Annotated in this window: 16 protein-coding genes; 13 read left to right on the top strand and 3 right to left on the bottom strand. The window is 68.1% G+C overall.

Annotated features, from left to right (window positions below):
• Window positions 1–126: 126 nt before the first annotated feature.
• On the bottom strand, window positions 127–3,966 hold the full coding sequence (locus ABZ070_RS09675; protein ID WP_356631747.1) for a GH92 family glycosyl hydrolase: 3,840 nt from the start codon (window positions 3,964–3,966) through the stop codon (window positions 127–129).
• A 512-nt stretch (window positions 3,967–4,478) separates the two neighbouring features.
• On the opposite strand from ABZ070_RS09675, the gene ngcE reads away from it, so the two are divergent.
• The 9 genes from ngcE (at window position 4,479) to ABZ070_RS09630 (ending at window position 16,650) form a co-directional block, all read left to right on the top strand.
• The gene (gene ngcE / locus ABZ070_RS09670; protein ID WP_356631745.1) at window positions 4,479–5,927 is read left to right on the top strand and encodes an N-acetylglucosamine/diacetylchitobiose ABC transporter substrate-binding protein; all 1,449 of its coding nucleotides are present in this window, start codon (window positions 4,479–4,481) and stop codon (window positions 5,925–5,927) included.
• Between the two features lie 49 nt (window positions 5,928–5,976).
• A complete protein-coding gene (locus ABZ070_RS09665) occupies window positions 5,977–6,918 on the top strand; it encodes a sugar ABC transporter permease (protein ID WP_356631743.1) in 942 nt (313 codons plus the stop codon).
• A gap of 1 nt (window position 6,919) precedes the next feature.
• The gene (locus tag ABZ070_RS09660; RefSeq protein ID WP_356631741.1) at window positions 6,920–7,852 is read left to right on the top strand and encodes a carbohydrate ABC transporter permease; all 933 of its coding nucleotides are present in this window, start codon (window positions 6,920–6,922) and stop codon (window positions 7,850–7,852) included.
• A 245-nt stretch (window positions 7,853–8,097) separates the two neighbouring features.
• The gene (locus ABZ070_RS09655) at window positions 8,098–9,306 is read left to right on the top strand and encodes an ROK family transcriptional regulator (RefSeq protein ID WP_356631739.1); all 1,209 of its coding nucleotides are present in this window, start codon (window positions 8,098–8,100) and stop codon (window positions 9,304–9,306) included.
• Window positions 9,307–9,428: 122 nt separating this feature from the next.
• Complete coding sequence (locus tag ABZ070_RS09650; protein ID WP_356631737.1) at window positions 9,429–10,541, top strand: substrate-binding domain-containing protein; 1,113 nt, start codon at window positions 9,429–9,431, stop codon at window positions 10,539–10,541.
• 211 nt (window positions 10,542–10,752) lie between these two features.
• Complete coding sequence (locus ABZ070_RS09645) at window positions 10,753–11,541, top strand: ATP-binding cassette domain-containing protein (protein WP_356631735.1); 789 nt, start codon at window positions 10,753–10,755, stop codon at window positions 11,539–11,541.
• Window positions 11,538–12,827, top strand: a complete 1,290-nt coding sequence (locus ABZ070_RS09640; RefSeq protein ID WP_356631733.1) for a sugar ABC transporter permease — start codon at window positions 11,538–11,540, stop codon at window positions 12,825–12,827. The genes ABZ070_RS09645 and ABZ070_RS09640 overlap by 4 nt, the downstream gene beginning before the upstream one ends.
• A 199-nt stretch (window positions 12,828–13,026) precedes the next feature.
• Window positions 13,027–14,940, top strand: coding sequence for a 1-deoxy-D-xylulose-5-phosphate synthase (gene dxs, locus ABZ070_RS09635; protein WP_356631731.1), 1,914 nt, complete (start codon window positions 13,027–13,029; stop codon window positions 14,938–14,940).
• A gap of 195 nt (window positions 14,941–15,135) precedes the next feature.
• Entirely contained in the window at window positions 15,136–16,650 is a 1,515-nt protein-coding gene (locus tag ABZ070_RS09630) for an amino acid permease (RefSeq protein ID WP_356631729.1), read from the top strand.
• A 60-nt stretch (window positions 16,651–16,710) separates the two neighbouring features.
• Here the strand turns inward: ABZ070_RS09630 and ABZ070_RS09625 are convergent, their stop codons facing one another.
• Complete coding sequence (locus tag ABZ070_RS09625) at window positions 16,711–17,118, bottom strand: NTP pyrophosphohydrolase (protein ID WP_356631727.1); 408 nt, start codon at window positions 17,116–17,118, stop codon at window positions 16,711–16,713.
• A 114-nt stretch (window positions 17,119–17,232) separates the two neighbouring features.
• On the opposite strand from ABZ070_RS09625, the gene ABZ070_RS09620 reads away from it, so the two are divergent.
• A complete protein-coding gene (locus ABZ070_RS09620) occupies window positions 17,233–18,306 on the top strand; it encodes a hypothetical protein (RefSeq protein WP_356631725.1) in 1,074 nt (357 codons plus the stop codon).
• A gap of 88 nt (window positions 18,307–18,394) precedes the next feature.
• Here the strand turns inward: ABZ070_RS09620 and ABZ070_RS09615 are convergent, their stop codons facing one another.
• The gene (locus tag ABZ070_RS09615) at window positions 18,395–19,492 is read right to left on the bottom strand and encodes an LCP family protein (RefSeq protein ID WP_356631723.1); all 1,098 of its coding nucleotides are present in this window, start codon (window positions 19,490–19,492) and stop codon (window positions 18,395–18,397) included.
• Between the two features lie 214 nt (window positions 19,493–19,706).
• Between ABZ070_RS09615 and galU the strand changes: the two genes are divergently transcribed.
• From galU to ABZ070_RS09600, 3 genes are all read left to right on the top strand, one after another.
• The gene (gene galU, locus ABZ070_RS09610) at window positions 19,707–20,609 is read left to right on the top strand and encodes a UTP--glucose-1-phosphate uridylyltransferase GalU (RefSeq protein WP_356631721.1); all 903 of its coding nucleotides are present in this window, start codon (window positions 19,707–19,709) and stop codon (window positions 20,607–20,609) included.
• A 142-nt stretch (window positions 20,610–20,751) separates the two neighbouring features.
• Window positions 20,752–21,909 (top strand): hypothetical protein, encoded by a 1,158-nt coding sequence (locus tag ABZ070_RS09605; protein WP_356631719.1) that lies wholly within the window; start codon window positions 20,752–20,754, stop codon window positions 21,907–21,909.
• 331 nt (window positions 21,910–22,240) lie between these two features.
• A complete protein-coding gene (locus ABZ070_RS09600; RefSeq protein ID WP_356631717.1) occupies window positions 22,241–26,260 on the top strand; it encodes a CDP-glycerol glycerophosphotransferase family protein in 4,020 nt (1,339 codons plus the stop codon).
• Window positions 26,261–26,406: the final 146 nt, after the last annotated feature.

Below are 26,406 nucleotides of genomic sequence, written 5' to 3'. Positions count from 1 at the left end.
GCCTCGGTGAGCTCCCACTCCGGTCCGGCCAGCCTGCGCGGCGTCGCAGCCGGAATCGCCGGCGGGGTCGGTCGAACGTGTTTTCCTGTACCGGAATCGCTACAACCGGCAGGCGTTCGGCCCCCCTTACCCGAGCAGTTCCACCTCCGCCAGCGTCGCCGCCCCGGTGGCCACCAGGCGGTAGTGCTCGTAGGTGCCGGGCTTGTCCACGTCGAACACGCGGGTCTGCTTGTCCCACTGGAAGGACTGACCGGACCGCTTGTCCAGATCGGTCCAGGACTGCCCGTCCTGGGAGCCCTGCAGCACCCAGCCGGACGGGGCCTTGTCCTTCGTGGCGGAGGTGAGCGTGTACTGCGCCGCCTCCGTCCCCTTCGACACCGGCAGTTCGACCGACGTGAACTCGGCCGCCGTGCCCGAGGTGTTGTCGAAGAGCGGACCGTGCGCGGCGATGACGTCGTGCCGCGGCGTGGGCGCCTTGTCGTCCCGGGTGATGGACACGGGGGCCGCGTCCTTGCCCGTGCCCCAGGCGGAGGGCTTCGGCCCCATCGCGAACTCCAGGGTGCCGCCCTTGGCCACGATCTCGTGCGGCAGGGCCGTGGAGTTCCACTTCTTGCCGTTGACCTTCAGGCCCTGCACGTAGATGTTCTTCGCGCTGTTCTTAGGGGCCTTGACGACCAGCTCGCGGCCGTTCTCCAGGTGCACCGTCGCCTTCGTGAACAGCGGCGAGCCGATGGCGTACTCGCCGCTGCCCATCACCAGCGGGTAGAAGCCGAGCGCGGAGAAGAGGTACCAGGCGGACTGCTCGCCGTTGTCCTCGTCGCCGTGGTAGCCCTGGCCGATCTCGCTGCCGGTGTAGAGACGGGAGAGCACCTCGCGCACCTTCTCCTGCGTCTTCCACGGCTGGGAGGCGGCGTTGTACATGTAGGTGGCGTGATGGGCGACCTGGTTGGAGTGGCCGTACATGCCCATCCGTACGTCACGCGCCTCCGTCATCTCGTGGATGACGCCTCCGTACGAGCCGACGAACTCGGGGCCCGCGGTCTCGGGGGTGGAGAAGTAGGTGTCGAGCTTCTCGCCGAGGCCGGTGCGGCCCCCGTAGAGGTTGGCGAGGCCCCGGCTGTCCTGCGGGGCCGTGAAGGCGTAGCCCCAGCCGTTGGTCTCCGTGTAGTCGTAACCCCACACCCGCGGGTCGTACGTGGAGCTCTCCACGCGCCAGTCGCCCTTGAGGTTCCGGCCCTGGAAGAAGCCGGCCTCGGAGTCGAAGAGGGTGACGTAGTTGCGCGCCCGGTTGAGGAAGTACTCGGACTCCTCCTTGTAGCGCTCCTTCTTCGTCTTCTTGTAGAGCGACTGGCCCATCTCGGCGAGCCCGTAGTCGTTCAGGTAGCCCTCGAGCGACCAGGACAGGCCCTCGTGGGTCGAGGTGGAGGCGTAGCCGAGGAACGGTGAGGTCTCCATGCCCTTCCGCCCCACGCCGGACGTCGGCGGCACGACCGTCGCGTTCTTCAGTGCCGCCTCGTACGCCGCCTCCGCGTCGAAGTCGACGCCCTTGACATGCGCGTCGGCGAAGGCAACGTCCGAGCTGGTGCCGGTCATCAGGTCCGCGTAACCGGGGGAGGACCAGCGGGAGATCCAACCGCCGTCCTTGTACTGCTGGACGAAGCCGTCGACCAGCTCGCCGGCCTTCTTCGGGGTGAGGAAGGAGTACGCGGGCCAGGTGGTGCGGTACGTGTCCCAGAAGCCGTTGTTGACGTACACCTTGCCGTCGACGATCTTCGCGCCGGTACGGGTGGGGGTGTCGGGGCCGGCCATCGGCGAGAACGGGCTCGCGTACTGGTACTTCGGGCGTGCCTTGGTGCCGGTGTTCTCGAAGCCCGAGTTCGGGTAGAGGTACAGCCGGTACAGGCTGGAGTAGAGCGTGGTCAGCTGGTCGCGGGTGGCACCCTCGACCTCGACCTTGCCCAGGATGTCGTCCCAGGCGTCCTGCGCCTTGTCCCGTACACGCTCGAAGCGGGTGCCGGCCGGGATCTCGTCGGCGAGGTTCTTCCTGGCCTGGTCGACGCTGATCAGCGACGTCGCGGTCCGCAGCGTGACGGTGCGGTCCTTGCCGGCGTCGAAGCGGAGCCGGCCGGTGACGCCTTCGGAGGCCGAGTCGGTCACCGGCGCGTCGAAGACGCCGTACACGAACAGTCGCGTGGCGCCCGTGGACAGACCGCTCTTGACGTCCGAGTACCCGGTGAAGGAGCGCGTCGCCGGGTCGAGGGTGAGGCCGCCCTCCTTGGTGACGTTGTCGAAGATGACGCTCGCGTCGTCACCGGGGTAGGTGAAGCGCATCATCGCCGCGTGGTCGGTGGGAGTCATCTCGGCCCTGAGACCGTTCTCGAAGGTGACGCCGTAGTGGTGCGGACGGGCGGTCTCGTTCTCGTGCCGGAAGGGCAGCGCCCGTGCGGTGCGCGAGGTGTCCGGGACGTTGGCCGCGGCCGACGGCATCACCTGGAAGGTCTGCCGGTCGCCCATCCACGGGCTCGGCTCATGACTGATGCTGAAGGCCTGCACGGTCGGCAGGTTGTCCGCGTTGTTGCCGCGGGAGTATTCGTACAGCCAGCTCTTGGACTCGGAGTTGGTGACCGGCGTCCAGAAGTTGAAGCCGTGCGGGACAGCGGTGGCGGGGAAGGTGTTCCCCCGGGAGAACGACCCGCTGGAGTTGGTGCCCCGGGTCGTGGAGGCGTAGTCCGAGAGATGGGCGAGCCGCTTCTCGGGTGCCTTGGGCGCGATCGCGACGTCGTCGATCCAGCCCTGGAACTTCGCCGGACCCTTGGGTGAGTCGTACGCCACCAGGATCCGGTCGACCGTCTTGCCGGCGGCGACCGTGCCGATGCCGGAGGCGACGGCGTTCCACTGGTTGACGTAGAGCCGCTTGGCAGCTCCCTGGCCCTCGGGCGTGAGCAGCCCGCCGTGCGAGTCGGTCGCGCGCAGGTCGCTGAGGTACGTGCCGTCGGTGAAGGCGAGGTCGACGGACACATTGGTCGCGGGGTAGTTGAGATCCGTCTCCGCCATGGCGGGAAAGATCTTGTACGACAACTCGGTGTCCCGGCGCACGTCCACGTCGACGTCGAACACCTTGTTGTACGAGTAGGCCCGGCCGTCCGGCTTGTGGTTGCCCGCGTACTTCAGGGCGCGCCTGCCGGTGAAGCCCGCCCCCGCCTTGGCCGTGGGCGAGCCGCTCGGGCCACGGTCGACCTGGGAGCGCATCTCGTCGGCGACGGGGGTACTGGTGTCACCGTTGGAGAACTGGACGTCGGCCAGCTGGGTGGCGTCGGAGGCACCGTTGTTCTTGGTGATCTCCAGCCGGTAGTGCGCGTACGCGGTCACGTCGGAGGGCGAGCCGATGTCGTACGTCTTCGTCTCGAAGCGCTTGGCGAACGTCTCGCCCGAGCGGGAGTCGAGAACGGTCCACGTCTTGCCGTCGGTGGAGCCCTTGAGCGTCCAGTCCTTGGGATCGCGCTCGGCGTGGTCGTTGGCCGACGTCATCGCGTAGGTGGCGACCTTGACGGGCTCGTCGGTGTCGAACTCGATCCAGGCGGTCGGCTCGAATGCCAGCCACTTGCTGGTCGACAGCAGATCGACGAGGTTCTCCTTGGTCTCGCCTCCGCCGGTGTTCTCGCCGCTGGCGCGCAAATCGATCACTTTGTCGGTGACATTGCCCGGAATTCCGCTGGAGAAGCCGCCATCGACGCCCGATGACCGCTTCTTTCCGTCGGTGCCGACTTCTACGGCATTACGCCAGTCCGGCTGGGCTTCGTCCGATTCGAAGGACGACCTGAATTCCCGGTCTGCCGAGGGCTTCTGGCCCCGCTCCGAGGGCAGGGCGACGGCGGCGGAAGGGGCCGTCAACACGAGCATGGAAGCGGTCACCACGAGGGTGAGCGCGCTGAATTGTGTGGGCCGGGGTCTCGTTCTGGGCTGCATCCCGGGTCTTCCTCCAGGGGAAGTCAGGCTGGACAACGTTGTCAGGCGCGAAGCGCAGGCTCCAGTAGGGAGGCAAGTGTCATACGGTGTCAAGGGTGTTGACGCAGCGGCAGGGTGGAAATCGGGTGTTCCGCGAACAATGCGGTGGCCGCAAGGGTGCTTTTGGGGCTCATGGGTCCGCGAGGTCTCAACTCGGGAAAGATGGCCGCCCAACCTTGCATTTGATCTTGCTCACACGGCCGGAAGTGGACTATACCTGTCGGGTCCGCATAGCCGTTCCGGATGGCTGCGGACCAGGGGGGACGGGGGGCGACGGGCGCGTGCCGAGCACGTGACCGCCGGCCGCAGAAAACACCGTTCCCGCTGTCAGCCGTGCACGACCCAAGCTTCCAATTGGGTTTCCCTTCGGGAAACACAGCAACTGAACGCGGTGGCGGGGCCCTTCGCCTGAGGCGAGAAGGTACGGGCGACCGGTACACCGCCTGAGTCCTGGAGAAGGCGAGGACTTGAGCATGGGATCCACCTCCGCCCACAACAACGAGGGTGTCGGCCGTCGCGCGCTGATCAAGCGTTCTGCCGCGCTCGGCCTGCTCACGATTCCGACGATGAGCTTCCTGTCCGCCTGCGCGAGCGGCGACGGCGGCACGGACAAAAAGGTCGAGAAGGGCGAGAAGACCGCCAAGAACCCTCTCGGCGTCAATGACACGGCCCAGCTGGAAGTCGTCATCTTCGACGGCGGCTTCGGCACGCAGTACGCCAAGGATGCCGTCGCGGTCTACCAGAAGAACTTCCCCAAGGCCCCCAAGGTCAAGTTCTCCGCGACGCAGAAGATCCAGTCCGTCCTGCAGCCGCGCTTCAACCAGGGCAGCCCGCCGGACCTGATCGACAACTCCGGCGCGGAGCAGATGGACATGGGCGTCCTGGTCGGCAAGAAGCAGCTCGCCGACCTCACCCCCCTGCTCGATGCCCCGTCGGTCGACGACCCGAACAAGAAGGTCCGCGACACGCTGCGCCCCGGCATCGTCGAGATGGGCCAGTTCGACGGCGACCCCGTCTGGATCTTCTACTACGCCTACACCGTGTACGGCGTGTGGTACTCCCAGAAGGCCCTGGACAGCCTGGACGCCACGTACCCGGAGACGTGGGACGACATGCTGGCCGTCTGCGAGAAGGCCAAGAAGAAGGGCATCGCGGGCTGGACGTACGCGGGCAAGCACCCGTACTACATCCCCTTCTCGCTCTACCCGATGATCGCCAAGGTCGGCGGCCGCGAGGTCATCGACGCCATCGACAACCTCGAGCCAAACGCCTGGAAGCACCCGGCGGTCAAGGCCTGCTTCGAGGCCTACTACGAGCTCTACAAGAAGGGCTACATCCTGAAGGGCACCCCGGGCCTGGACCACATCCAGTCCCAGACCGCCTGGACCGAGGGCAAGGCGCTCTTCATCCCCAACGGCTCGTGGGTGGAGAACGAGGCGGCGAAGACCATGCCGAAGGACTTCGACCTCGCGGTCTCCGCGCCCAGCGGCCTCGACAGCTCGGACAAGATGCCGTTCGGCACCATGTGGGCGTCCGGCGGTGAGCCCTTCATCGTCCCGGCGAAGGCCAAGAACCCCGACGGCGGCATGGAGCAGCTGCGCATCATGCTCAGCGAGGCGTCGTCGAAGAACTTCACCTCACAGGTCAAGTCGCTGACGGCGTTCAACGGAGGCACCGACGGCATCGAGCTGACGCCGGGTCTGAAGTCCGGTGTCGCCGCGCTCGAGAAGGCCGGCGAAAACGTGGTGAACCCGCGTATCCAGGACTGGTACGTCGCCCTGCAGAAGGAGAAGATCGGCGTGGCCGGTCTCGGCGAGATGATGGCAGGCCGCCTCACCCCTGCAGAGGCGATCAAGAAGATCCAGGCCTTCGCCGACGAGGCCGCCAAGGACGACTCCATCAAGCACTACAAGCACCAGTGAGCACGCGTCACCAGCGGCGGCTGCGACGACAGGATCGGGGTCGGTAGGCATGCAGCACGGCAAGTACCGTTTCATCGTGGGGTTCCTGGCCATGCCCCTGGCGTTGTATGCACTCTTCGTCATCTGGCCGTTCATCCAGTCCATCTACTACTCGTTCACGGACTGGACGGGACTGAGCCCCGACTTCGAGATGGTCGGTTTCGACAACTTCAGCAGGATGCTGGAGGACGACATCTTCTGGAAGTCGCTGCAACACAGCCTGACCTTCGCACTGCTGCTGCCGCTGGTGACGCTCAGCCTGGCACTGTTCTTCGCCTTCATGCTCAACGTCGGCGGCCGACACCGCAGGAACGGCAAGGCCGCCGGCGCCGTGAGCGGTGTCCGGGGGTCGTCCTTCTACAAGATCGTGTACTTCTTCCCACAGGTGCTCTCGATCGCGATCGTCGCGCTGCTCTTCCAGTTCGCCTACAACCCCAACAGCGGCGCGATCAACTCGGCCCTCAAGGCGGTCGGCCTGGACAGCGTTCAGCCGGTCTGGCTGGGCGATCCCGATCTGGCCCTGTGGTGCGTCATGGCGGTCCTGATCTGGAGCACCGTCGGGTTCTTCGTGGTGCTGTTCTCCGCCGGCATGGCCTCCATCCCGAACGACTTCTACGAGGCCGCGCTGCTCGACGGCGCGAGCCGCATCACCACCTTCTTCAAGATCACCCTGCCGCTGCTGTGGGACACGGTGCAGTCCGGCTGGGTCTACATGGGCATCCTGGCGCTCGGCGCCGAGTCCTTCGCGGTCGTACAGATCATGACCGTCGGCCCGAACGGCGGCGGCCCCGACTACTCGACCATCGTGATGCCGCTGTACGTCTACCAGAAGGCCTTCCGTGACGGTCAGGCCGCCTACGCAACGACGATCGGTGTCGCCCTGCTCATCGTCACGCTGCTCTTCGCGGCGGTCGTGATGCGGCTGGGCCGGCGCGAGCGGCTGGAGTACTGACATGAAGACCACCCAATCCCCTCCGGTCGGCATCTCCGAAGACGGCGGCGAAGGCCCCGTGGCCAAGACGACGGGCGTCGAACCTCAGTCGCGTCGCAGGAGTGGCGGCCAGGGCAGGGTTCTCAACGCCTTCTCGCACGGCATTCTGATCCTCTGGGCGTTCATGGTCGTCATGCCGCTGCTGTGGGCGGTGATGACGTCCTTCAAGGACGACCGGTCCATCTTCACCTCGCCGTGGGCGCTGCCGGACAAGCTGCACTTCGAGAACTGGTCGCGCGCCTGGACCGAGGCGCACATGAGCGACTACTTCCTGAACACCGTTCTGGTGGTCGGCGGCTCGCTGGTCGGCACCCTGCTGCTGGGCTCGATGGCGGCCTATGTGCTCGCGCGCTTCGACTTCCCCGGGAACCGGTTCATCTACTTCCTGTTCATCGGGGGGATGAGCTTCCCGATCATCCTGGCGCTGGTCCCGTTGTTCTACGTCATGAACAACATGGCGCTGCTGAACACGATCCACGGACTGATCCTGGTCTACATCGCCTACTCGCTGCCGTTCACCGTCTTCTTCCTGACCGCCTTCTTCCGCACCCTGCCGACCTCCGTGGCGGAAGCGGCGTTCATGGACGGAGCCTCGCACACCAGGACCTTCTTCCAGGTGATGCTCCCGATGGCCAAGCCGGGGCTGATCAGCGTCGCCATCTTCAACTTCCTGGGCCAGTGGAACCAGTACATGCTGCCGACGGTGCTCAACACCGACGAGAGCAAGAAGGTGCTCTCCCAGGGCCTGGTACAGCTGGCGGTGAGCCAGGGCTACAAGGGCGACTGGTCCGGTCTCTTCGCCGGCCTGGTGATGGCGATGCTCCCGGTGCTCGCGGCGTACATCGTCTTCCAGCGGCAGGTGGTCGCCGGGCTCACCGCGGGGGCGCTCAAGTAAGGGGAACCGCTCCGGGACGCCCGTTTGCCGCGCAGCCGCGCGGCGGACGGGCGTTTTCCGTGGTGGCTGCGCGATTCACCCCGGGGGCCCGGCGCTCATCAGAGTTTCACCCCGCTCAAGGTCTTGACGGGATAAGCCCCAAAAGGGTCAGCTTAGGGTTCATAAGTTGGAGAGAAGCCGGGGCTGGGTGCCCCGGCCGGGGGCGGCCGTCGCGCCGCCCACCGGGGGCAGGAGTGGATGAGTCAATGGAGACTCCGGGATCGCAGACATCTCTGCACCGGGCCAATCTCGAGCGGGTCGTGCGCGCCGTGCGCATCGCGGGCTCGCTCACGCAGGCGGAGATCGCGAGGAGCACCGGCCTGTCCGCGGCCACCGTCTCCAACATCGTGCGTGAGCTGAAGGACGGCGGCACGGTCGAGGTGACACCGACCTCGGCGGGCGGACGGCGGGCCCGCAGCGTCTCCCTCAGCGGTGACGCCGGCATCGTGATCGGCGTCGACTTCGGCCACACCCACCTGCGCGTAGCCATCGGCAACCTCGCCCACCAGGTGCTCGCGGAAGAGGCGGAGCCGCTCGATGTGGACGCCTCCTCCGCGCAGGGCTTCGGTCGGGCGGAAGCGCTGGTCAACCGGCTGATCGAGGCGACGGGCATCGGCCCGGACAAGGTCATCGGCGTGGGGCTCGGCGTGCCGGGCCCCATCGACGTGGAGTCCGGCACGCTCGGCTCCACGGCGATCCTGCCGGGCTGGACCGGCATCAACCCCAGCAAGGAGCTCTCCGGCCGCCTGGGCGTGCCGGTGTACGTGGACAACGACGCCAACCTCGGCGCGCTCGGCGAGCTGGTATGGGGCAGCGGTCGCGGGGTCAAGGACCTCGCGTACATCAAGGTGGCCAGCGGTGTCGGCGCCGGCCTGGTGATAGACGGGCAGATCTACCGGGGACCCGGCGGCACGGCCGGCGAGATCGGGCACATCACGCTGGACGAGTCGGGCCCGGTCTGCCGCTGCGGCAACCGCGGCTGCCTGGAGACCTTCGCCGCCGCCCGGTATGTGCTCCCGCTGCTGCAGTCCAGTCACGGGGCCGAACTGACCATGGAGCGCGTCGTCCAGCTCGCCCGTGACGGAGACCCCGGTTGCCGCCGGGTGGTGGCCGACGTGGGCCGCCACATCGGCAGCGGCGTGGCGAACCTCTGCAATCTCCTGAACCCCAGCCGGGTAGTGCTCGGCGGCGATCTGGCGGAAGCTGGAGAGTTGGTACTCGGCCCCATCCGCGAGTCGGTCTCGCGTTACGCCATCCCCAGCGCGGCGAGGCAGCTCTCGGTGGCCCCGGGTGCCCTCGGCGGACGGGCCGAGGTGCTGGGAGCGCTCGCCCTCGTGCTCAGTGAGATGGGCGATTCGACGCTTTTGCAAGGGCTTGACGGAGCGTTGCCGGTGGGCGCGCCCGCCTTCACTTAGATAACGAATGGCACCGTTGTCATCTCGTTAAGGATTTACTCCTTGACGCTGGCTGCGGGGCCGAGTTGACTTCCAGCCACCTCGGCCGCAACGACGCGGCCTCGTCAGGGAGGTTTCCAAACGTGAACGCACATCTGCGTCGTGCCGCCGTTGCTGTCGCTGCCTCTGCGATGGCTGTCTCGCTTGCCGCGTGCGGCAAGGCCGGGGAGTCGGGCGAGAGCACCAGCGAGTCCAGCCCCAAGAAGGGCAACGACATCACGATCGGCCTGCTCCTTCCGGAGAACCAGACCGCTCGTTACGAGAAGTTCGACAAGCCGCTCATCGAGGAGAAGATCAGCGAGCTCACCGACGGCAAGGCCAAGGTCGTCTACGCCAACGCCAAGCAGGACGCCACGCTGCAGACGCAGCAGGTGGACACCATGATCACCAACAAGGTGGACGCCCTGATCGTGGACGCGGTCGACTCCAAGGCCATCGCGGGCGGTGTGAAGAAGGCCAAGGAAGCCGGTATCCCGGTCGTCGCCTTCGACCGCCTCGCCGAAGGCCCGATCGACGCCTACACCTCGTTCGACAACGAAGAGGTCGGCCACGTCCAGGGCAAGGCCCTGCTCGAGGCCCTCGGCGACAAGGCCAAGGACGGCCAGATCGTCATGATGAACGGTGCCATCACCGACCCGAACGCCGCCCTGTTCAAGAAGGGCGCCAAGGCCGAGCTCGACGGCAAGGTCAACATCGGGAAGGAGTACGACACCAAGGAGTGGAAGCCGGAGAACGCCAACGCCAACATGGAGGCCGCGATCTCGGCCCTCGGCAAGGACAAGATCATCGGCGTCTACTCCGCCAACGACGGCATGGCGGGCGGCATCATCACCGCCCTGAAGTCGGCCGGCTTCTCCAAGCTCCCGCCGGTCACCGGCCAGGACGCCGAGATCGCGGGCGTGCAGCGCATCGTCGCCGGCGAGCAGTTCATGAGCGTCTACAAGCCGTACGCGCCGGAGGCCGCCGCCGCCGCCGAGATGGCCGTCGCGCTCGCCAAGGGCGAGTCCCTCGACTCCATCGCCAAGGAGAAGGTCGACAGCCCCACCCAGAAGGGCATCCCGTCGGTCCTCGTCCCGGTCGTCTCGCTGACCAAGGACAACATCAAGGACACTGTCGTCAAGGACGGCGTCTACACGGTCGCCGAGATCTGCACCCCGAAGTTCAAGGCCGCGTGTGACCAGCTGGGCCTGAAGTAAGGCCGCATGCCGGAGCGCCGCTTGCTGACGCTCCGGCCCCTGTCCGGGACGGTCCCCGTCCCCGCAGAAACCTTCCGGTGCCCCGTCCCGCCATCCAGCCCCCGCCGCAGGGCGGGGCACCGGTCGGAACACTCGCGCAAGTCCAGTCTGCTCAACCTTCCGCGCCACCTTCCCCCGGCGCGGCATCCCCGCCGGTCAGGCGGCGAAGGAGATGGTTCACGTGTCCGCTACGCCCGTGTTGGCGTTGCGCGGGGTCTCCAAGCGGTTCGGTGCCGTCCAGGCGCTCACCGACGTAGAGCTTGAGGTCCACGCCGGTGAGGTGGTCGCCCTGGTCGGCGACAACGGCGCCGGAAAGTCCACGCTGGTCAAGACGATCGCCGGCGTGCATCCCATCGATGAAGGCGCCATCGAGTGGGAGGGCAAGAAGGTCTCGATCAACCGGCCGCACGACGCCCAGAACCTCGGGATCGCGACGGTCTACCAGGACCTCGCGCTCTGCGACAACATCGACGTCGTCGGCAACCTCTACCTCGGCCGGGAGCTGCGCAAGCGCGGCGTCCTCGACGAGGTCGAGATGGAGCGACGCGCCCTCGAACTGCTGAAGACGCTGTCGATCCGGATCCCGAGTGTCCGTATCCCGATCGCCTCGCTCTCCGGTGGTCAGCGCCAGACCGTGGCCATCGCCCGGTCCATGCTCGGCGAGCCCCAGCTCGTCATCCTCGACGAGCCCACCGCCGCCCTCGGTGTCGAGCAGACCGCACAGGTGCTCGACCTCGTGGAGCGGCTGCGGGAGCGCGGCCACGCCGTCATCCTCATCAGCCACAACATGGCCGACGTCAAGGCGGTCGCCGACAAGGTCGCCGTGCTCCGGCTGGGCCGGAACAACGGTGTCTTCGAGGTCAAGTCGACTTCGCAGGAAGAGATCATCTCGGCCATCACCGGTGCCACGGACAACGCCGTGACCCGCCGTGCGGCGCGCAACGCGGAGGTTTCCAAGTGAGCATCGACAAGACCTCCGCCGCCGTCGGGACGCCGGTCGGCAACCCGGACGCCGCGCACGACGCGGTGACCGCGGTCGACCCCCGACTGCTGGTACGCGAGCAGGGCCTCAAGGGCTACCTGGCCGAGTTCAAGCGCAAGATGCACGCCGGTGACCTCGGGTCGATCCCGGTCGTCGTCGGACTGATCGTCATCGCGGTGATCTTCCAGAGCATGAACTCGCAGTTCCTCTCGGCGGAGAACCTCAACAACATCGCCGTCACCATGGTCGCCACCGGCATGATGGCCGTCGGCATCATCTTCGTGCTGCTGCTCGGTGAGATCGACCTGTCGGTCGGCTCGGTCAGCGGCGTCTCCGGCGCGCTTGTCGCCGTCCTGAGCGTCACGCACGGGATGAACGAATGGCTCGCCCTGGTCGTCGCCCTCGTCAGCGGCGCGGCCATCGGCGCGCTGCACGGCTTCTTCTTCGCCAAGATCGGCGCTCCCGCGTTCGCCGTGACGCTGGCAGGCCTGCTGTTCTGGCTGGGCTTCATGCTCCAGCTGCTCGGTGAGAACGGCACCATCAACCTGGACGGCGAGGGTGTCGTCGGTCAGCTGACCACGTACTACTTCTCGGACATCGCGGCCGCCTACGGGCTCGCCGCCGTCGCCGTGGCCGGATTCTTCCTGTCGTCCTTCTTCGACAACCGCCGTCGCGCCGCCGCCGGCATCCCGTCCCGGCCGCTGTCCGACATCGTGATGCGCACGGTGATCCTCGGCGTCATCGCCTTTGCCGCCGCGGCCATGTTCAACCAGTACAAGGGCCTGCCCCTGGCGCTGGTGCTGTTCCTGGTGGTCCTCGTGATCACCGACTTCGTGCTGCGCCGTACCGCCTACGGCCGCAAGATCTTCGCGCTCGGCGGCAGCGTCGAGGCCTCCCGCCGCGCCGGTATCAACGTCACCGCGGTACGGATCTCGGTCTTCGCGCTGGCGGGCCTGTTCGCGGCCGTCGGCGGTCTGTTCTGGGCGTCCAAGATCGCGGCGGCCAACCAGAGCGCCGGCGCGGGCGACCTGCTGATGAACGTCATCGCCGCGGCCGTCATCGGCGGCACCAGCCTCTTCGGCGGCCGGGGCCGCACCTGGAACGCCCTGCTGGGCGTCATGGTCATCGTCTCGATCCAGTACGGCCTGGCCCTCGAGGGCATCGCCACACCGATCCAGTACATGATCACCGGTGGTGTCCTGCTGGCGACCGTCGTCATCGACTCCGTCACCCGCAAGACGCAGAAGACCGCGGGTCGCGCATAGTACGACCACGCAGTGCCCGGCGCCGCTCGGCGGTGCCGGGCACTGCTGTGTCCGTGTCATGGCCCGACCCGTGACACGTAATGGGCGTGACACAAGACGCACCGCCCGATGACCGAGCGCGCTCGCGGAACATTAGACTCGGGCGGGATCAGCTCAGACTCGATCAGCTCGAATGCAGCTCGAATGCAAGGAGGCACGGGTGGCACTGCTTTCCCGTATCAGGGGACCGCGCGACCTGGACCGGCTCGGCCCGGAGCAGTTGGAGCAGCTGGCAGCAGAGATCCGGACCTTCCTGGTGGACGCCGTCTCCAAGACCGGCGGACACCTCGGACCCAATCTCGGCGTGGTCGAGCTGACCATCGCGCTCCACCGTGTCTTCGACTCGCCCAAGGACAAGGTCCTCTGGGACACCGGGCACCAGAGCTACGTCCACAAGCTGCTCACCGGCCGCCAGGACTTCTCCAAGCTCAAGATGAAGGGCGGCCTCTCCGGCTACCCCTCGCAGGCCGAGTCCGAGCACGACATCATCGAGAACTCGCACGCCTCCACCGTGCTCGGCTGGGCCGACGGCCTCGCCAAGGCCAACGAGGTGCTGAAGAAGGACGACCACGTCGTCGCCGTCATCGGCGACGGCGCTCTCACCGGCGGCATGGCCTGGGAGGCGCTCAACAACATCGCGGCCGCCAAGGACCGCCCGCTCGTCATCGTCGTCAACGACAACGAGCGCTCGTACGCCCCCACCATCGGCGGCCTGGCCAACCACCTCGCCACCCTGCGCACCACCGACGGCTACGAGCGCTTCCTCGCCCGCGGCAAGGACATCCTCGAGCGCACCCCCGTCGTCGGGAAGCCGCTCTACGGCACCCTGCACGGCGCCAAGAAGGGCCTCAAGGACTTCATCGCCCCGCAGGGCATGTTCGAGGACCTCGGCCTGAAGTACGTCGGCCCCATCGACGGCCACGACATCGAGGCGCTCGAGTCGGCGCTCGCCCGCGCCAAGCGCTTCCGCGGCCCCGTCATCGTGCACTGCCTCACCGAGAAGGGCCGCGGCTACCAGCCGGCCCTGCAGGACGAGGCGGACCGCTTCCACGCCGTCGGCAAGATCCACCCCGACACGGGCCTGCCGATCTCCAGCTCCGGCCTCGACTGGACGTCCGTGTTCGGCGAGGAGATGGTCAAGCTCGGCAAGGAGCGCGAGGACATCGTCGCCATCACGGCCGCGATGCTCCAGCCCGTCGGCCTCGACAGGTTCGCAAAGGCCTTCCCCGACCGGGTCTACGACGTCGGCATCGCCGAGCAGCACGGCGCGGTCTCCGCCGCGGGCCTGGCGACCGGCGGTGTGCACCCGGTGTTCGCCGTCTATGCCACGTTCCTCAACCGCGCCTTCGACCAGGTCCTCATGGACGTGGCCCTGCACAAGTGCGGTGTCACCTTCGTACTGGACCGGGCGGGCGTCACCGGCACCGACGGCGCGTCGCACAACGGCATGTGGGACATGTCGATCCTCCAGGTGGTCCCCGGCCTGCGCATCGCCGCCCCGCGCGACGCCGACCAGGTCCGCGCCCAGCTGCGCGAGGCCGTCGACGTCGACGACGCCCCGACGGTGGTCCGCTTCTCCAAGGGTGCGGTCGGACCGGCCGTCAAGGCCGTCGGCAAGGCCGGCGGCATGGACGTGCTGCGTCACCCGGACGCCGAGCGCCCCGATGTTCTGCTGGTCTCCGTCGGCGCCCTCGCGCCCATGTGCCTCGAGATCGCCGACCTCCTGGACGCCCAGGGCATCTCCACCACGGTCGTCGACCCCCGGTGGGTCAAGCCCGTCGACGAGGCACTCGCACCGCTCGCCGAGCGGCACCGCGTCGTCGTCACGGTCGAGGACAACAGCAGGGTCGGCGGCGTCGGCTCCACGATCGCCCAGGCGCTGCGCGACGCGGGCGTCGACGTCCCGCTGCGGGACTTCGGCATCCCGCCGCGCTTCCTCGACCACGCCTCCCGCAAGGAGGTCATGGCGGAGATCGGTCTGACCGCGCCGGACATCGCCCGTCAGGTCACCGGTCTGGTCTCCAAGCTCGACGGCCGTATCGACAGCGAAGCGGTCGAGCCCGCCCGCGACTGAACCGCTCGACATGCTCGCGACCGCCCCGTGAACATAGGGGGCCGATCGTGTGCAGAAAGTGCCGATGCCGGGCCGGAGGGTCACCCTGTAAGGGTGGTCCTCCGGCCCATTCGGTGGAACTCCATCCGTTACGGCGCCCCACGGACCACCCACCGTCCCGATCATGGCGGGGACGACAAGCGTGGAGGTGCAACGGTGAGCACAGATACAGAGCCCCCGGGCAGTCGGGGCGGCGTCTTCCGTACCAAGACGGTCGAGCAGTCGATCAGGGACACGGAGGAGCCGGAGCACGCACTCAAGAAATCCCTCTCCGCCACGGACCTCACGGTCTTCGGCGTGGGTGTCATCATCGGTACCGGCATCTTCGTCCTGACGGGCATCGCGGCCCGGAACAACGCCGGACCGGCCACGGCCCTCTCCTTCGTGGCAGCGGGCGTCGTCTGTGCCCTTGCTGCGCTCTGCTACGCAGAGTTCGCATCCACCGTGCCGGTGGCCGGCTCGGCGTACACCTTCTCGTACGCCTCGATCGGCGAACTGCCCGCCTGGATCATCGGCTGGGACCTGGTCCTCGAATTCGCTCTCGGCACGGCCGTGGTGGCGGTCGGCTGGTCCGGGTACGTGCGCCACCTCATGAGTACCAACCTGGGCTGGGACATGCCCGTCGCGCTGTCCGGGCCTGACGAAGGAGGGCACTTCGACCTGCTGGCCTTCCTGCTCGTCCTGGCGCTGACCGCCATCCTGGTCGTCGGGACGAAGCTCTCGGCGCGGATCACGGCGATCGTGGTCGCGATCAAGGTCACCGTCGTGCTCATGGTCATCGTCGCCGGTCTGTTCTTCATCAAGGCCGACAACTACTCCCCGTTCGTTCCCCCGGCCGAGCCACAGCCCGCCGGCGGCGGCCTCCACGCACCGCTGGTCCAAGTGCTCTTCGGCTACGAGGCCACGAACTTCGGCGTCATGGGCATCTTCACCGCGGCCTCCCTCGTCTTCTTCGCCTTCATCGGCTTCGACGTCGTCGCCACCGCCGCGGAGGAGACCAGGAACCCCCAGCGGGACATGCCGCGCGGCATCCTCGGCTCGCTGTTCATCTGCACGGTGCTCTATGTGGCGGTGACGCTGGTGGTCACCGGTATGCAGCACTACTCGCAGATGTCGCCGACCGCCCCGCTCGCCGAGGCCTTCAAGTCCGTGAACCAGCCCTTCTTCTCGGGTGCCATCAGCCTCGGTGCGTCCGTCGGCCTCATCACCGTCTCCATGATCCTGCTGCTCGGCCAGACCCGGGTGTTCTTCGCGATGAGCCGTGACGGACTGCTGCCGCGCTTCTTCTCCGTCACCCACCCGAAGTTCCGCACCCCCTACCGGGCGACCGTGGTGCTCGGTGTGGTGATCGCCGTCGTGGCGGGCTTCACCAGCCTCGCGAAGCTCGCGGAACTGGTGAACATCGGCACGCTCTTCGCCTTCGTCGTCGTGGCGCTCGGCGTCATCACCCTCCGCCGTACCCGTCCCGACCTGCACCGCGCCTTCCGTACCCCGTGGGTACCGGCGATCCCGATCCTGTCGATCGCGGCCTCGCTCTGGCTGATGCTGAACCTGCCGACCGAAACCTGGATCCGGTTCGGCGTCTGGATGCTGATCGGCGTCGTCGTGTACTACGCCTACGGCCGCAGCCACAGCCGCCTCGGCCGCCAGGGCAAGGACGCCATGTACTAGCCCGCGGCTGTGGGGGCCCCGTAGGCACCCCGGTGTGTACGGGGCTTCGCCGCGTCCGCGTCAGTCGGCCGATGTCGTTCCGCCGGAGCACCGAGCACGGAGCACCGAGCGCGGCCCCGCGCACCGCGCTCCGTGCTCAGTCACCCGTTCCCGCAGCCCCCGGTCGGCGGTGACCACGACACAGGGCTGCCCGGCGCCGGCCGCCGACGCGGCCAGCTCGGTGATCAGGTCGTCGCCGCTGCCGTCCGCCGACTCCACCCTGACGCCCGGCACCGAGCTCACCCCGCGGGCAGCGCCCTCCACGACGAGCACGATCTCCAGCGGGCCCGGCCAGCAGGCCACCCCGGTCGGGGCCACCGCGACCAACCGGTCCCGCAACCGCTCCGCGGCCCCGCGCCGGTCGCGCCACCAGCCGTCGGGGGTGGAACCGACGACGTTGGCACCGTCGACGACAAGAAGTGTGTCCATGGGATCAGCGTCGCAGGTGCCGGGGGCCGCGGCGGGCCCGGCGCAACTATGCTGAAAGAATGCTCAGGGGTTGAATGATCATCACCCGACCCGTTCTGACGCACTGGATTTCCCATGGCAACTGCGCGTGCGACTACGCCGCGAGACCAAGATCGGACCGGCCCCGAAGGCCTCTTCGGCGACTGGCTGACCCGTGGCAAGGACGGCGTGCTCACCGTCTGGGCACCCGCGGACGGTGCCGTCCTGCGCTGGACCGAGTCCGCATCCGGATGGAGCGGTCCTGAGCGGCTGCCCGCGCCGGGGCTGCTGCCCCTGCTCACCGTGGCCCAGGGAGCGGACGGGTACGTCCACCTCGTGGGCATGCGCCGGGCCGGCGACGGCGACGAGGTCGAACTGGTGCACGCGGTGCAGTTCCAGACGGGCCGCCCGCTGCTCGGCTGGCACTCGCTCGGCCACCCCAACAAGGTCGCGCGCTTCACCGGCCACCCTGCCACCGCGGTCGACGGAGCCGGCCGGCTCTGCCTGTTCCTGCGCAACGGAGGCACCGGTGTGAGCTGCCGGATCCAGGGCGAGCGCGGCGGCTGGGGCCGCTGGCAGGACCTGGGCGGCTCCGGCGTGGGGGAGATTCTGGCAGCCGCCGCGGACGGCGAGGGGCTCGTCGAGGTCTTCGTACCGGACCAGAAGTCGATCGCGCGGTACACCCAGGAGAAGCGGGGCGCCCCGTTCTCCCTGGCCGACCGGCTCGACGTCCGGTCCGCTCCCGGCGCCTTCTCCGCGCTGGCCACGACATCCGGTTCCGTGTCGCTGTTCTTCACCGACGAGGACGGGGCCATCCAGGTATGGGCGCCGCAGCGGGAGCCGGACCCCCGTCCGCTGATGGAAGCGGCCGGGTCCGGCCCTTTGGCGCTGACGCGCACGGTGATAGACGGGTACGACTGCACGATCCTGGCCCAGGAAGCTGATCGGGGCCGGGTCGCCTTCGCCGCCTACCCCACGGAGGAGGAGTCGGCGGGCAGTTGGTGGACCCACACGTCGACCGGCGCGAGCCAGGTGCCGCTGGCCCTGCGAGAGCAGGCCAGTGGTGGGCTGATCGCCCTTGCCCTCGACGACGACGGCCGCCCGATAGCCACCCGTCAGAAGACGGAGGCGGGCGGCTTCGCACTGGGCCGCTGGAAACCCCTGACGTGAGGGAGCGGCCGGTCGCGGCTGCCAGGGGAGGGGAGCGACGCGAGAAGCCCCGGCACCGTCGTGCCGGGGCTTCCTTCCGTCGGTCCGGTCAGCCGCCGGTGGCCGGCGACTTCTTCGCGGAGGCCGGGATCTCCGTGTCGTCCCGAAGCGCCTTCCACAGCTGTCCCGCCTGCGGCTCGGCGGCCACGACGCGGTTCGGGTCCACCTTGTCGTAGGCGACCGGCAGCATGATCGTCTCCATCGAGGCGGGGTCGACGCCGTCCATGCTGCGGGCGAACTCACCGAGCTTGGTGAGCGAGTCGAGTCCGGAGTCGGTCGTCAGCGACTTGGTGAGCGAGTCCGCGATCTTGAACGACTTGGCCGGACTGCCCAGCAGATCCTGCGACTTCACCTCGGTGAGCAGCGCCATCATGAACTGCTGCTGCAGACCGATCCGCCCCAGGTCGCTGCCGTCGCCGACCCCGTGCCGCGTCCGCACGAACGCCAACGACTCGGTGCCGTTGAGTTTGTGGGACCCGGCCGTGAGGTCCAGGCCCGACTCCTTGTCGTGAATGGGCTCCTCGACCTTGACGGTCACGCCGCCGATCGCGTCCACCAGCTCCTTGAAGCCGGAGAAGTCGATTTCCATGTAGTGGTCGATCCGGACGCCGGACATCTTCTCGACGGTCTTGATGACACACGCCGGTCCGGCGCTGGTGTAGACCGAGTTGAACATCACACGCTCGGCGGGCGCGAGCGTGGAGCCGTCCTTCTTGGTGCACTCGGGCCGGGACACCAGGGTGTCGCGCGGAATGCTGACCGCGACGGCCTTCTCCCGGCCCTCGGGTATGTGGACCACCATCGCCGTGTCGGACCGGGCGGTGCCGCCGACGTTGCCGCCGGCCAGGTCCTTGTTGTCGCCCGAGCGCGAGTCGGAGCCCAGCACGAGGATGTCCTTGGCTCCGGTGGCGAGCTTCTCGGGCCGCTCGCCGTTGATCGCGTCCTCGAGGTCGATGGACTCGATGTTGCTGTCGAGGCGGTTGTAGAGCCAGTAGCCGGTGCCGGCGGCCGCCAGGACCAGGACGAGCAGAGTCCACAGGATGCCCCGGCGAACACGCTGCGCGCGGGTGCGCTCCTTGCGCTTCCTGCCGTTCGGCTTGGCGCGCCTGCTCGGGCGCGCGGCAGGAGTCGTCACGGTGTCGGTCATGCTCCTCGAGTCCTCTGCTCAGATGGCCGCCGTGGCGGGTCGGGACTCGGGTGGGGGGCGCCGGTCCACAGTAAACAAGTGGCTGACCGTGCACTATAGACAAATTTTCGAGTTGGCGCGGTCGCCGGTTACATTCTTCGCGTTCACCGGAGGGGCACAACGCCCTCACGATGCCGCCGCATCGCACAACCCGCACAAGGAGCAGGACACTTCTGTGAATGAAGCGCACCCTGGAGTCGTCAAGGCCGTGATCCCCGCGGCGGGCCTGGGCACCAGGTTCCTGCCTGCGACGAAGGCGACCCCCAAGGAGATGCTCCCGGTCGTCGACAAGCCGGCCATCCAGTACGTCGTCGAGGAGGCCGTGGCGGCCGGACTGGACGACGTCCTGCTGGTGACCGGCCGCAACAAGCGGGCTCTCGAGGACCACTTCGACCGCAACTACGAGCTCGAGCACGCGCTCAGCCGCAAGGGCGACGACCAACGCCTGTCCATGGTCAGGGAGTCGGCGGACCTGGCGACGGTGCACTACGTGCGCCAGGGCGACCCGAGGGGACTGGGGCACGCGGTGCTGTCGGCTGCCGCCCACGTCGGTGACGAGCCCTTCGCCGTGCTCCTGGGTGACGACCTCATCGACCCCCGCGATCCGCTGCTCGCCCGAATGATCGAGGCGCAGAAGGCTCTGGGGGGCAGTGTCGTGGCGCTCATGGAGGTGCCGGCGGCTCAGATCCACCTCTACGGTTGCGCCGCGGTCGAGACGACGGCGGACGACGACGTGGTGCGCATCACAGGTCTTGTCGAGAAGCCCGCAGCGGGTGAGGCTCCGAGCTCGTACGCGGTCATCGGCCGTTATGTGCTCGACCCGGCCGTCTTCGACGTGCTGCGGCGCACCGCTCCGGGTCGTGGTGGTGAGATTCAACTCACCGACGCTCTGGAGGAGTTGGCTCTGGATCCGTCCTTGGGAGGGCCGGTGCACGGCGTTGTCTTCCGGGGGCGTCGGTACGACACGGGTGACCGTGGGGACTACCTGCGGGCCATCGTCCGTCTCGCCTGTGAGCGCGAGGACCTCGGTCCTGACTTCCGGGCGTGGCTGCGGGACTGGGTGCGCGACGAGCTCTGATCGGGGCCGCCCGACAGAGGTTCTGTTTCCGGCTCTTCGGGCGCGTTTGCCCTTCCGTCACCCTGTGGTCGGCTGCGTGAGGGTAGGGCGACGCCCGGTGTTATTGTCTGCCAGTTCATGCAGGAGAGGTGGGTCCGAGGACATGGCACGACGCAGGCGTGCGGTGGTGGGCGCCGGTTCTCCTGCCCTTGGACGGGATCTTTCCCCGGCCGAGATCGCCGCTGCCGTCGCTTCGGGATCGACGCCCGCCGCCCGGTGGCTGTTCCTCGGCCGCGACGGCCGGCTGAGCGCGTACTGCTCGGTGCCGCAGGGTGTTGCCCGATGGACCGAGACCGAACCCGGCTCCACGCAGTGGATCGGCCCCGAGCTCTTCCCCGTGGAGGACTGGGCGGGGCGCGCCGCCTTCAGCCAGGGACCCGACGGCTATGTCTACTTCGCCGGGACGCGGTACCGCGAAGACGCCACGGGCGGCCGTGAGATCGTCCTCGCCACGCAGTTCCAGACCGGCCGCCCGCTCAGTGAGTGGCATGTGCTGGGCAACCCCTTCCGCGGAGACGACGTACCGCCGGAAAGGCTCGGAGACCCGTTCGTCGCCGCCGACACCTCCGGTGCGCTCCATCTCTTCATGCACTGTTTCGGGCACTCGGTCCGCACCCGCAGGCGTGACCCCGAAGGCAGCTGGGAGCCGTGGGCGGGCCTGGACAACAGATGGGTGCGTACCCCCCTGGTGGCGGTGCCCACGTCCACGGGTTCGGTCCAGGCCCTCGCGATGTTCAGCAAGGGGGCCGTGCACTGGGCTCGAGACGCGTCGGACACGGCATTTCGCCTGCTGGGCCGACCCGCCCAGCCGGCCGTTGACCTGACGCACACCGGGCTGGAGACAGGCCCGGGAAGTGTGACGTTCTACTGGCGTCACGCGGCCGACGGCACAGTCGTCGCATATCGCCTCCAGACGGACAGGTCGGGCCCGTCGGGTGTGCTGACGTCTCTGGGCGGAGGTTCCGGCGAAGGTCCCGTCGGCGCGGTGCGGGCATCGGTCAACGGGTACGACTGCACCGTCCTGGTCCAGCGTGGCGCGGACGGCGCCCCAGAGGTCGCGGCCTATCCCACCGAGGGAGAGGTCTACGGCACTTGGTGGGCGCCGGTCGGCGAACCGTGCATCGGCCGGCCCGCCGTGCAGGTCGACGGCATGGGACGTGTCGTGCTTGCGGTGATTCGCCCCGATGGAACCCTTTGGGTCGCCCGTCAGGACATGCTCGATCCCGGCCTGGCCTTCGAGCCGTGGCGCGAGGTCGGCTGACCACGACCGTCATGCGGAGAGTGGGATGCCTCACGTACCGGCGTCCGACCTGCCCTGCGAGACGGCTCCAAGCCACTCAATGACCGTGCTTTATTGCGAAGTTGACCAGGTCCTTCCTGTAATCGCACGTAATGATCCAAGGCTGTTATCGAATCTGATCGTGTCCTACTATGTGCAGGCCCTGTGAAGGACAGATAAGCGTTCACTTCCGTTCAACGACGGACAACGTGCCATTTGCGGGGCTGTTGGCAGAGGCGCCGCTCGGGGGACGTCTGCCGACGGCCGACATCGCCCGTAGGCCGTCGCACACAAATCAACGGAGGAGCGCGATTTGTCCGGTAGGCCTCGGCTGAGTGTCGTCGTGCCCTTCATGGACGTCGAGCAGTACCTGGACGAGTGTCTGGAGTCGATCGCGCGGCAGACGTTCAAGGACCTCGAAGTCATTCTCGTCGACGACGGTTCGACCGACTCCTCGACCCGGATCGCGGAGGAGTTCTGTGCCCGCGACTCCCGCTTCAAGCTGATCCGGCAGCAGTCGCACGGCCCCGGCCACGCTCGCAACACGGGAATCCGCGCCGCTCACCCGGAGGCCGAGTTCCTCGCCTTCGTCGACGGCGACGACGTCATTCCCGAGTACGCCTACGAACTGCTCATCCGCCGGCTCGAGGGTTCGGAGTCGGACTTCGTCTCCGGCAATGTGCAGATGATGAACTCCACCACGAAGTGGCAGTCACCGCTGCACAAGGGTCCGATGGCGAAGGACAAGCGGCACACCCACATCACCCGGTTCGAGGCGTTGATCTACGACCGCACCGTGTGGAACAAAGTATTCCGGCGTTCGTTCTGGGATCACCACTTCATCGCCTTCCCCGAAGGGGTCCTGTACGAGGACTCCTGGGTGAACATGGTCGCCCACTTCCGGGCGGAGAAGGTCGACGTCATCCATGACTTCGTCTACTTCTGGCGGCGCCGCGACGGCGCGGCCGCGCCCTCTATCACCCAGCGGCACACCGAACTGAGCAACCTCCGTGACCGGGTGGCGGCCGTGCAGTCGGTCAGCCGGTTCCTGGGCAGCCACCGCTCGCGTTCTTTCCTCGAGCACAAGCGCAAGTACGACCTCGCCTGCCTGAAGTCGGACCTCATGCTGCATCTGAAGGTGCTGCCCGACGCGGACGAGGAGTACCAGCAGGCCTTCCTGGAGTGGGCCAACCAGTTCCTCGACGAGGCCGACCCGGACATCATCGACGACCTCACGGCCGAAGCCCGGGTCAAGTGGCACCTGGTCCGTGCGGGGAAGCTCGACGAACTCCTCGAGGTCATCGCCTTCGAGCGCAAGGGCGGCCCCATTCCGGTGCGCCGCCGCTTCCACCGCTATCTCAACTACCCCTATCTCGGAGACCGCGAGGTCGGCGTCGACAAGAAGGCGTACCGGCTCGACAAGGAGCTGTCCCTGCACGGCTCGGTCGCCGAAGCACAGTGGTCGGGCGACTGGCTGCACCTCTCGGGTGCCGCCTACATCCGCTTCATCAACGTCCACAAGCGCCGGATGTCGGTGAAGGCTCTCGCCCTGCGGAACAAGAAGCAGGGGCGGACCCTCGTCACCACGGCGAAGACCACCTATTACCCGCAGGCCACCGAGCACTCGAACCAGAACCGCTACTGCTACGACTGGTCCGGCTTCGAGACCCGTATCGACACCACCCGGCTCAAGCGCAAGGGACAGTGGGTCGAGGGCACCTGGGACGTGGCCGCCGGGGTGCTGAGCCGTGGTCTGTTCCGCTACAAGGGGCTGGCTCGCGGAGGCGCGGGAAGCGCCTCCAACCCGCCGTATCGCTACGTCGACAAGAACACCCGAATCGTGCCGCTGTTCCTGCAGGGAACACTCAAGCTCCGTGTGGAAGTCGTCCGGTGCCGTATCACCCGTCATCGTGTCGTCGGCAGCCAGCTCGAGCTCGGCGGTGTCTACCTCGGCCCCACCGTCCCCGAGTGGGGCAAGTTCCGGGTGCGCAGCCTCAGCGGCGCCGCGCAGCACGACTCCTGGGTCCACTTCACCCGCGGCGGCGACGGCTGGTGCACCTTCACCACCCGCATACCGCTCAGCGGCCTCGTCCCCGGTTCCCGAAGCGAGGAGGACGCCAACATCCCCCGCTCCTGGGGCATGGGAAGCAACGGCTGGAAGACCACCCTGCACGTCGAGGGCCGCAAGGCGCCCATCTACCCCGTCATGGCGGAGGAGACCCCGGACGGCCGCTACCGGATGCCGCAGGCACTCCAGGCGCCCGAGGGCGACCGCGAGGTGGTGGTCCACCGCAACGGCTCCGGCTATGTGGTCCTCTTCGAACGGGCCACGCTGCCCACCGCGACGGACGTCGCGTGGCTCGAGGACGGCTCGCTTCGGATCCACGGCAAGTACACGGCAGCCGACCGGCTGTCCGAGGACGAGTACCGCGCCTCCCACATGATCGTCCGCTCGCGCGCGCACGGCGCCGAGCGCGAGTTCCCGATCGAGTGGAACGGCGACACGTTCCGGTGCGTGGTCACCCCGGCCGCGGTACGTACGGTCGCCGGCAGCATTCCGCTCGCCGCCGGGCGCTGGGACTTCTTCCTGCGCCGGCAGGACCTCTCCGCGGTCCGGCCGGAGGAACGTCAGGAAGACCTGATGATCAAGCTGGAGCAGGAGCTCGTCCCGGAACTGCCCCAAGAAGTCGAGCTCGGCGAGCGGCGCTACGACCTCCAGTCCGAGGCGTACGACCGGCTGTCCCTCCTCGTCCACTCGGCGATGCCCGACGACGCCCGCGGCCCGTACCGGCAGAAGCTGCTGCGCACCAAGGCCTACCCCGCGGCCCGTCGGCAGCCGGTGCGCCAGGCCGTGCTCTTCGACGCCTTCAAGGGCACCCAGTACTCCGACAGCCCCCGCGCCCTGCACGAGGAACTCGTGCGGCGTCAGGCCGGTCTGGAACACCTGTGGGTGGTCCGCGACGACCAGATCCAGGTGCCGCCCACCGCGAGGCCCGTGCGCATGTGGTCGCCCGAGTGGTACGACGCCCTCGCCACCAGCCGGTACGTCGTCGCCAACAACCACCTCCCCGACTGGTTCCAGAAGAGGGACGGACAGGTCGTCGTGCAGACGTGGCACGGCACACCGCTGAAGAAGATCGGCCACGACATCGAGGCCATCCACTTCGCCGACCAGCGCTACCTGGAGCGCGTCGAGAAGGAGGTGCGGAACTGGGACATGCTGGTCTCGCCCAACAGCTTCTCCACCCCGATCCTCCAGCGCGCCTTCGGCTTCCCCGGCGAGATGGTCGAGTGCGGCTACCCGCGCAACGACATGCTGCGCCGCCCGGGCATGGAGCGCCGGGAGCAGGAGATCCGCCGCCGCATCGGGCTGCCGGAGGGCAAGCGGGTCGTGCTGTACGCACCGACCTGGCGCGACGACCAGTTCTACGCCCCCGGCAAGTACAAGCTCGACTTCCGTATCGACCTCGAGGACGCCCGGGCCCGCCTGGGAGCCGACCACGTCCTCATGGTGCGCCGCCACCCCAATGTCGTGGACCCGGTACCCGGCGCCGGCGACGGATTCGTCTTCGACGTGTCCGACTACCCGGACATGGCGGACCTTTCCTTGATCACCGACGTGATGATCACGGACTACTCCTCCCTGATGTTCGACTACGTCAACACCGGGCGGCCCATCCTGTTCTTCACGTACGACCTGGACCACTACCGCGACACCCTGCGCGGTTTCTACTTCGACTTCGAACGCAGCGCCCCCGGGCCTCTGCTCTACAGCTCCGCGGAGCTGGTGGCGGCCATCCGCGACATCGACGACATCCAGCAGCGCTACGCCGAGCGATACCGCTGGTTCCAGGACGAGTTCTGCGACCTGGACGACGGCTACGCCGCCGCGCGGCTCGCCGACCGGCTGCTGGTCGCAGGCGGTGACCTCCCGCCCGAGCAGGCGCAGGCACCGGCCGTCGGGCGTGTCGACACCCGGCACACGGGGCGGGCCATGACCCCGATCCGGCCGAGCACCGGGCCGTGGTTCACCGCGAGGCGTTCACCCGCGGCGCTCGCCGGTTCGGCGTTCACACAGCCCGCTCCGGCGCACGATGCCGCTCCGCAGCGGCAGAAGACGGCCGGGCAGCCGGTGCCGCAGCAGCACGCGCAGGTTTCGCAGCAGCTGCAACGCGCTCAGGTGCCGCAGCAGCAGCGTGTGCAGGTGCCGCCGCAGCAACAGCAGCACACGCAGGTTCCGCCCATGATGCCGGTGCGGATCCAGCAGCCGACCGACCGGCCCGGGCAGACGCCGCCCACCGAGGACCGGACCCACGAAGGCGTGATCGCGTGACCCCGCATGCTCCGCGGGCCGGTCGGCCGTCGGTGTGCCCGGCCGTGTCGGACGGCCCCGGCACCCCATGAGCGCGCCGCCGTTCGCGCCCTGGGCGCTCGGTCCGCTTCCCGATCCCGGAGCAAGGGCCGAGCGTTCCATCGGCG

Source organism: Streptomyces sp. NPDC006283, assembly GCF_040613325.1.
In the GTDB taxonomy this organism is placed as follows: Bacteria; Actinomycetota; Actinomycetes; order Streptomycetales; family Streptomycetaceae; genus Streptomyces.
The sequence above is the reverse complement of the archived record's forward strand: the minus strand, read 5'-3'. Positions and strand labels throughout refer to the sequence as shown.

Bases quoted from the DNA above. Each gene is read 5' to 3' on its own strand.
- ABZ070_RS09655 (WP_356631739.1), top strand. From the start codon at position 8,098: ATGGAGACTCCGGGATCGCAGACATCTCTGCACCGGGCCAATCTCGAG.
- ABZ070_RS09625 (WP_356631727.1), bottom strand. From the start codon at position 17,118: ATGGACACACTTCTTGTCGTCGACGGTGCCAACGTCGTCGGTTCCACC.
- ABZ070_RS09620 (WP_356631725.1), top strand. From the start codon at position 17,233: ATGGCAACTGCGCGTGCGACTACGCCGCGAGACCAAGATCGGACCGGC.
- ABZ070_RS09605 (WP_356631719.1), top strand. From the start codon at position 20,752: ATGGCACGACGCAGGCGTGCGGTGGTGGGCGCCGGTTCTCCTGCCCTT.
- ABZ070_RS09645 (WP_356631735.1), top strand. From the start codon at position 10,753: ATGGTTCACGTGTCCGCTACGCCCGTGTTGGCGTTGCGCGGGGTCTCC.
- ngcE (WP_356631745.1), top strand. From the start codon at position 4,479: ATGGGATCCACCTCCGCCCACAACAACGAGGGTGTCGGCCGTCGCGCG.
- ABZ070_RS09615 (WP_356631723.1), bottom strand. From the start codon at position 19,492: ATGACCGACACCGTGACGACTCCTGCCGCGCGCCCGAGCAGGCGCGCC.
- ABZ070_RS09675 (WP_356631747.1), bottom strand. From the start codon at position 3,966: ATGCAGCCCAGAACGAGACCCCGGCCCACACAATTCAGCGCGCTCACC.
- ABZ070_RS09660 (WP_356631741.1), top strand. From the start codon at position 6,920: ATGAAGACCACCCAATCCCCTCCGGTCGGCATCTCCGAAGACGGCGGC.
- ABZ070_RS09665 (WP_356631743.1), top strand. From the start codon at position 5,977: ATGCAGCACGGCAAGTACCGTTTCATCGTGGGGTTCCTGGCCATGCCC.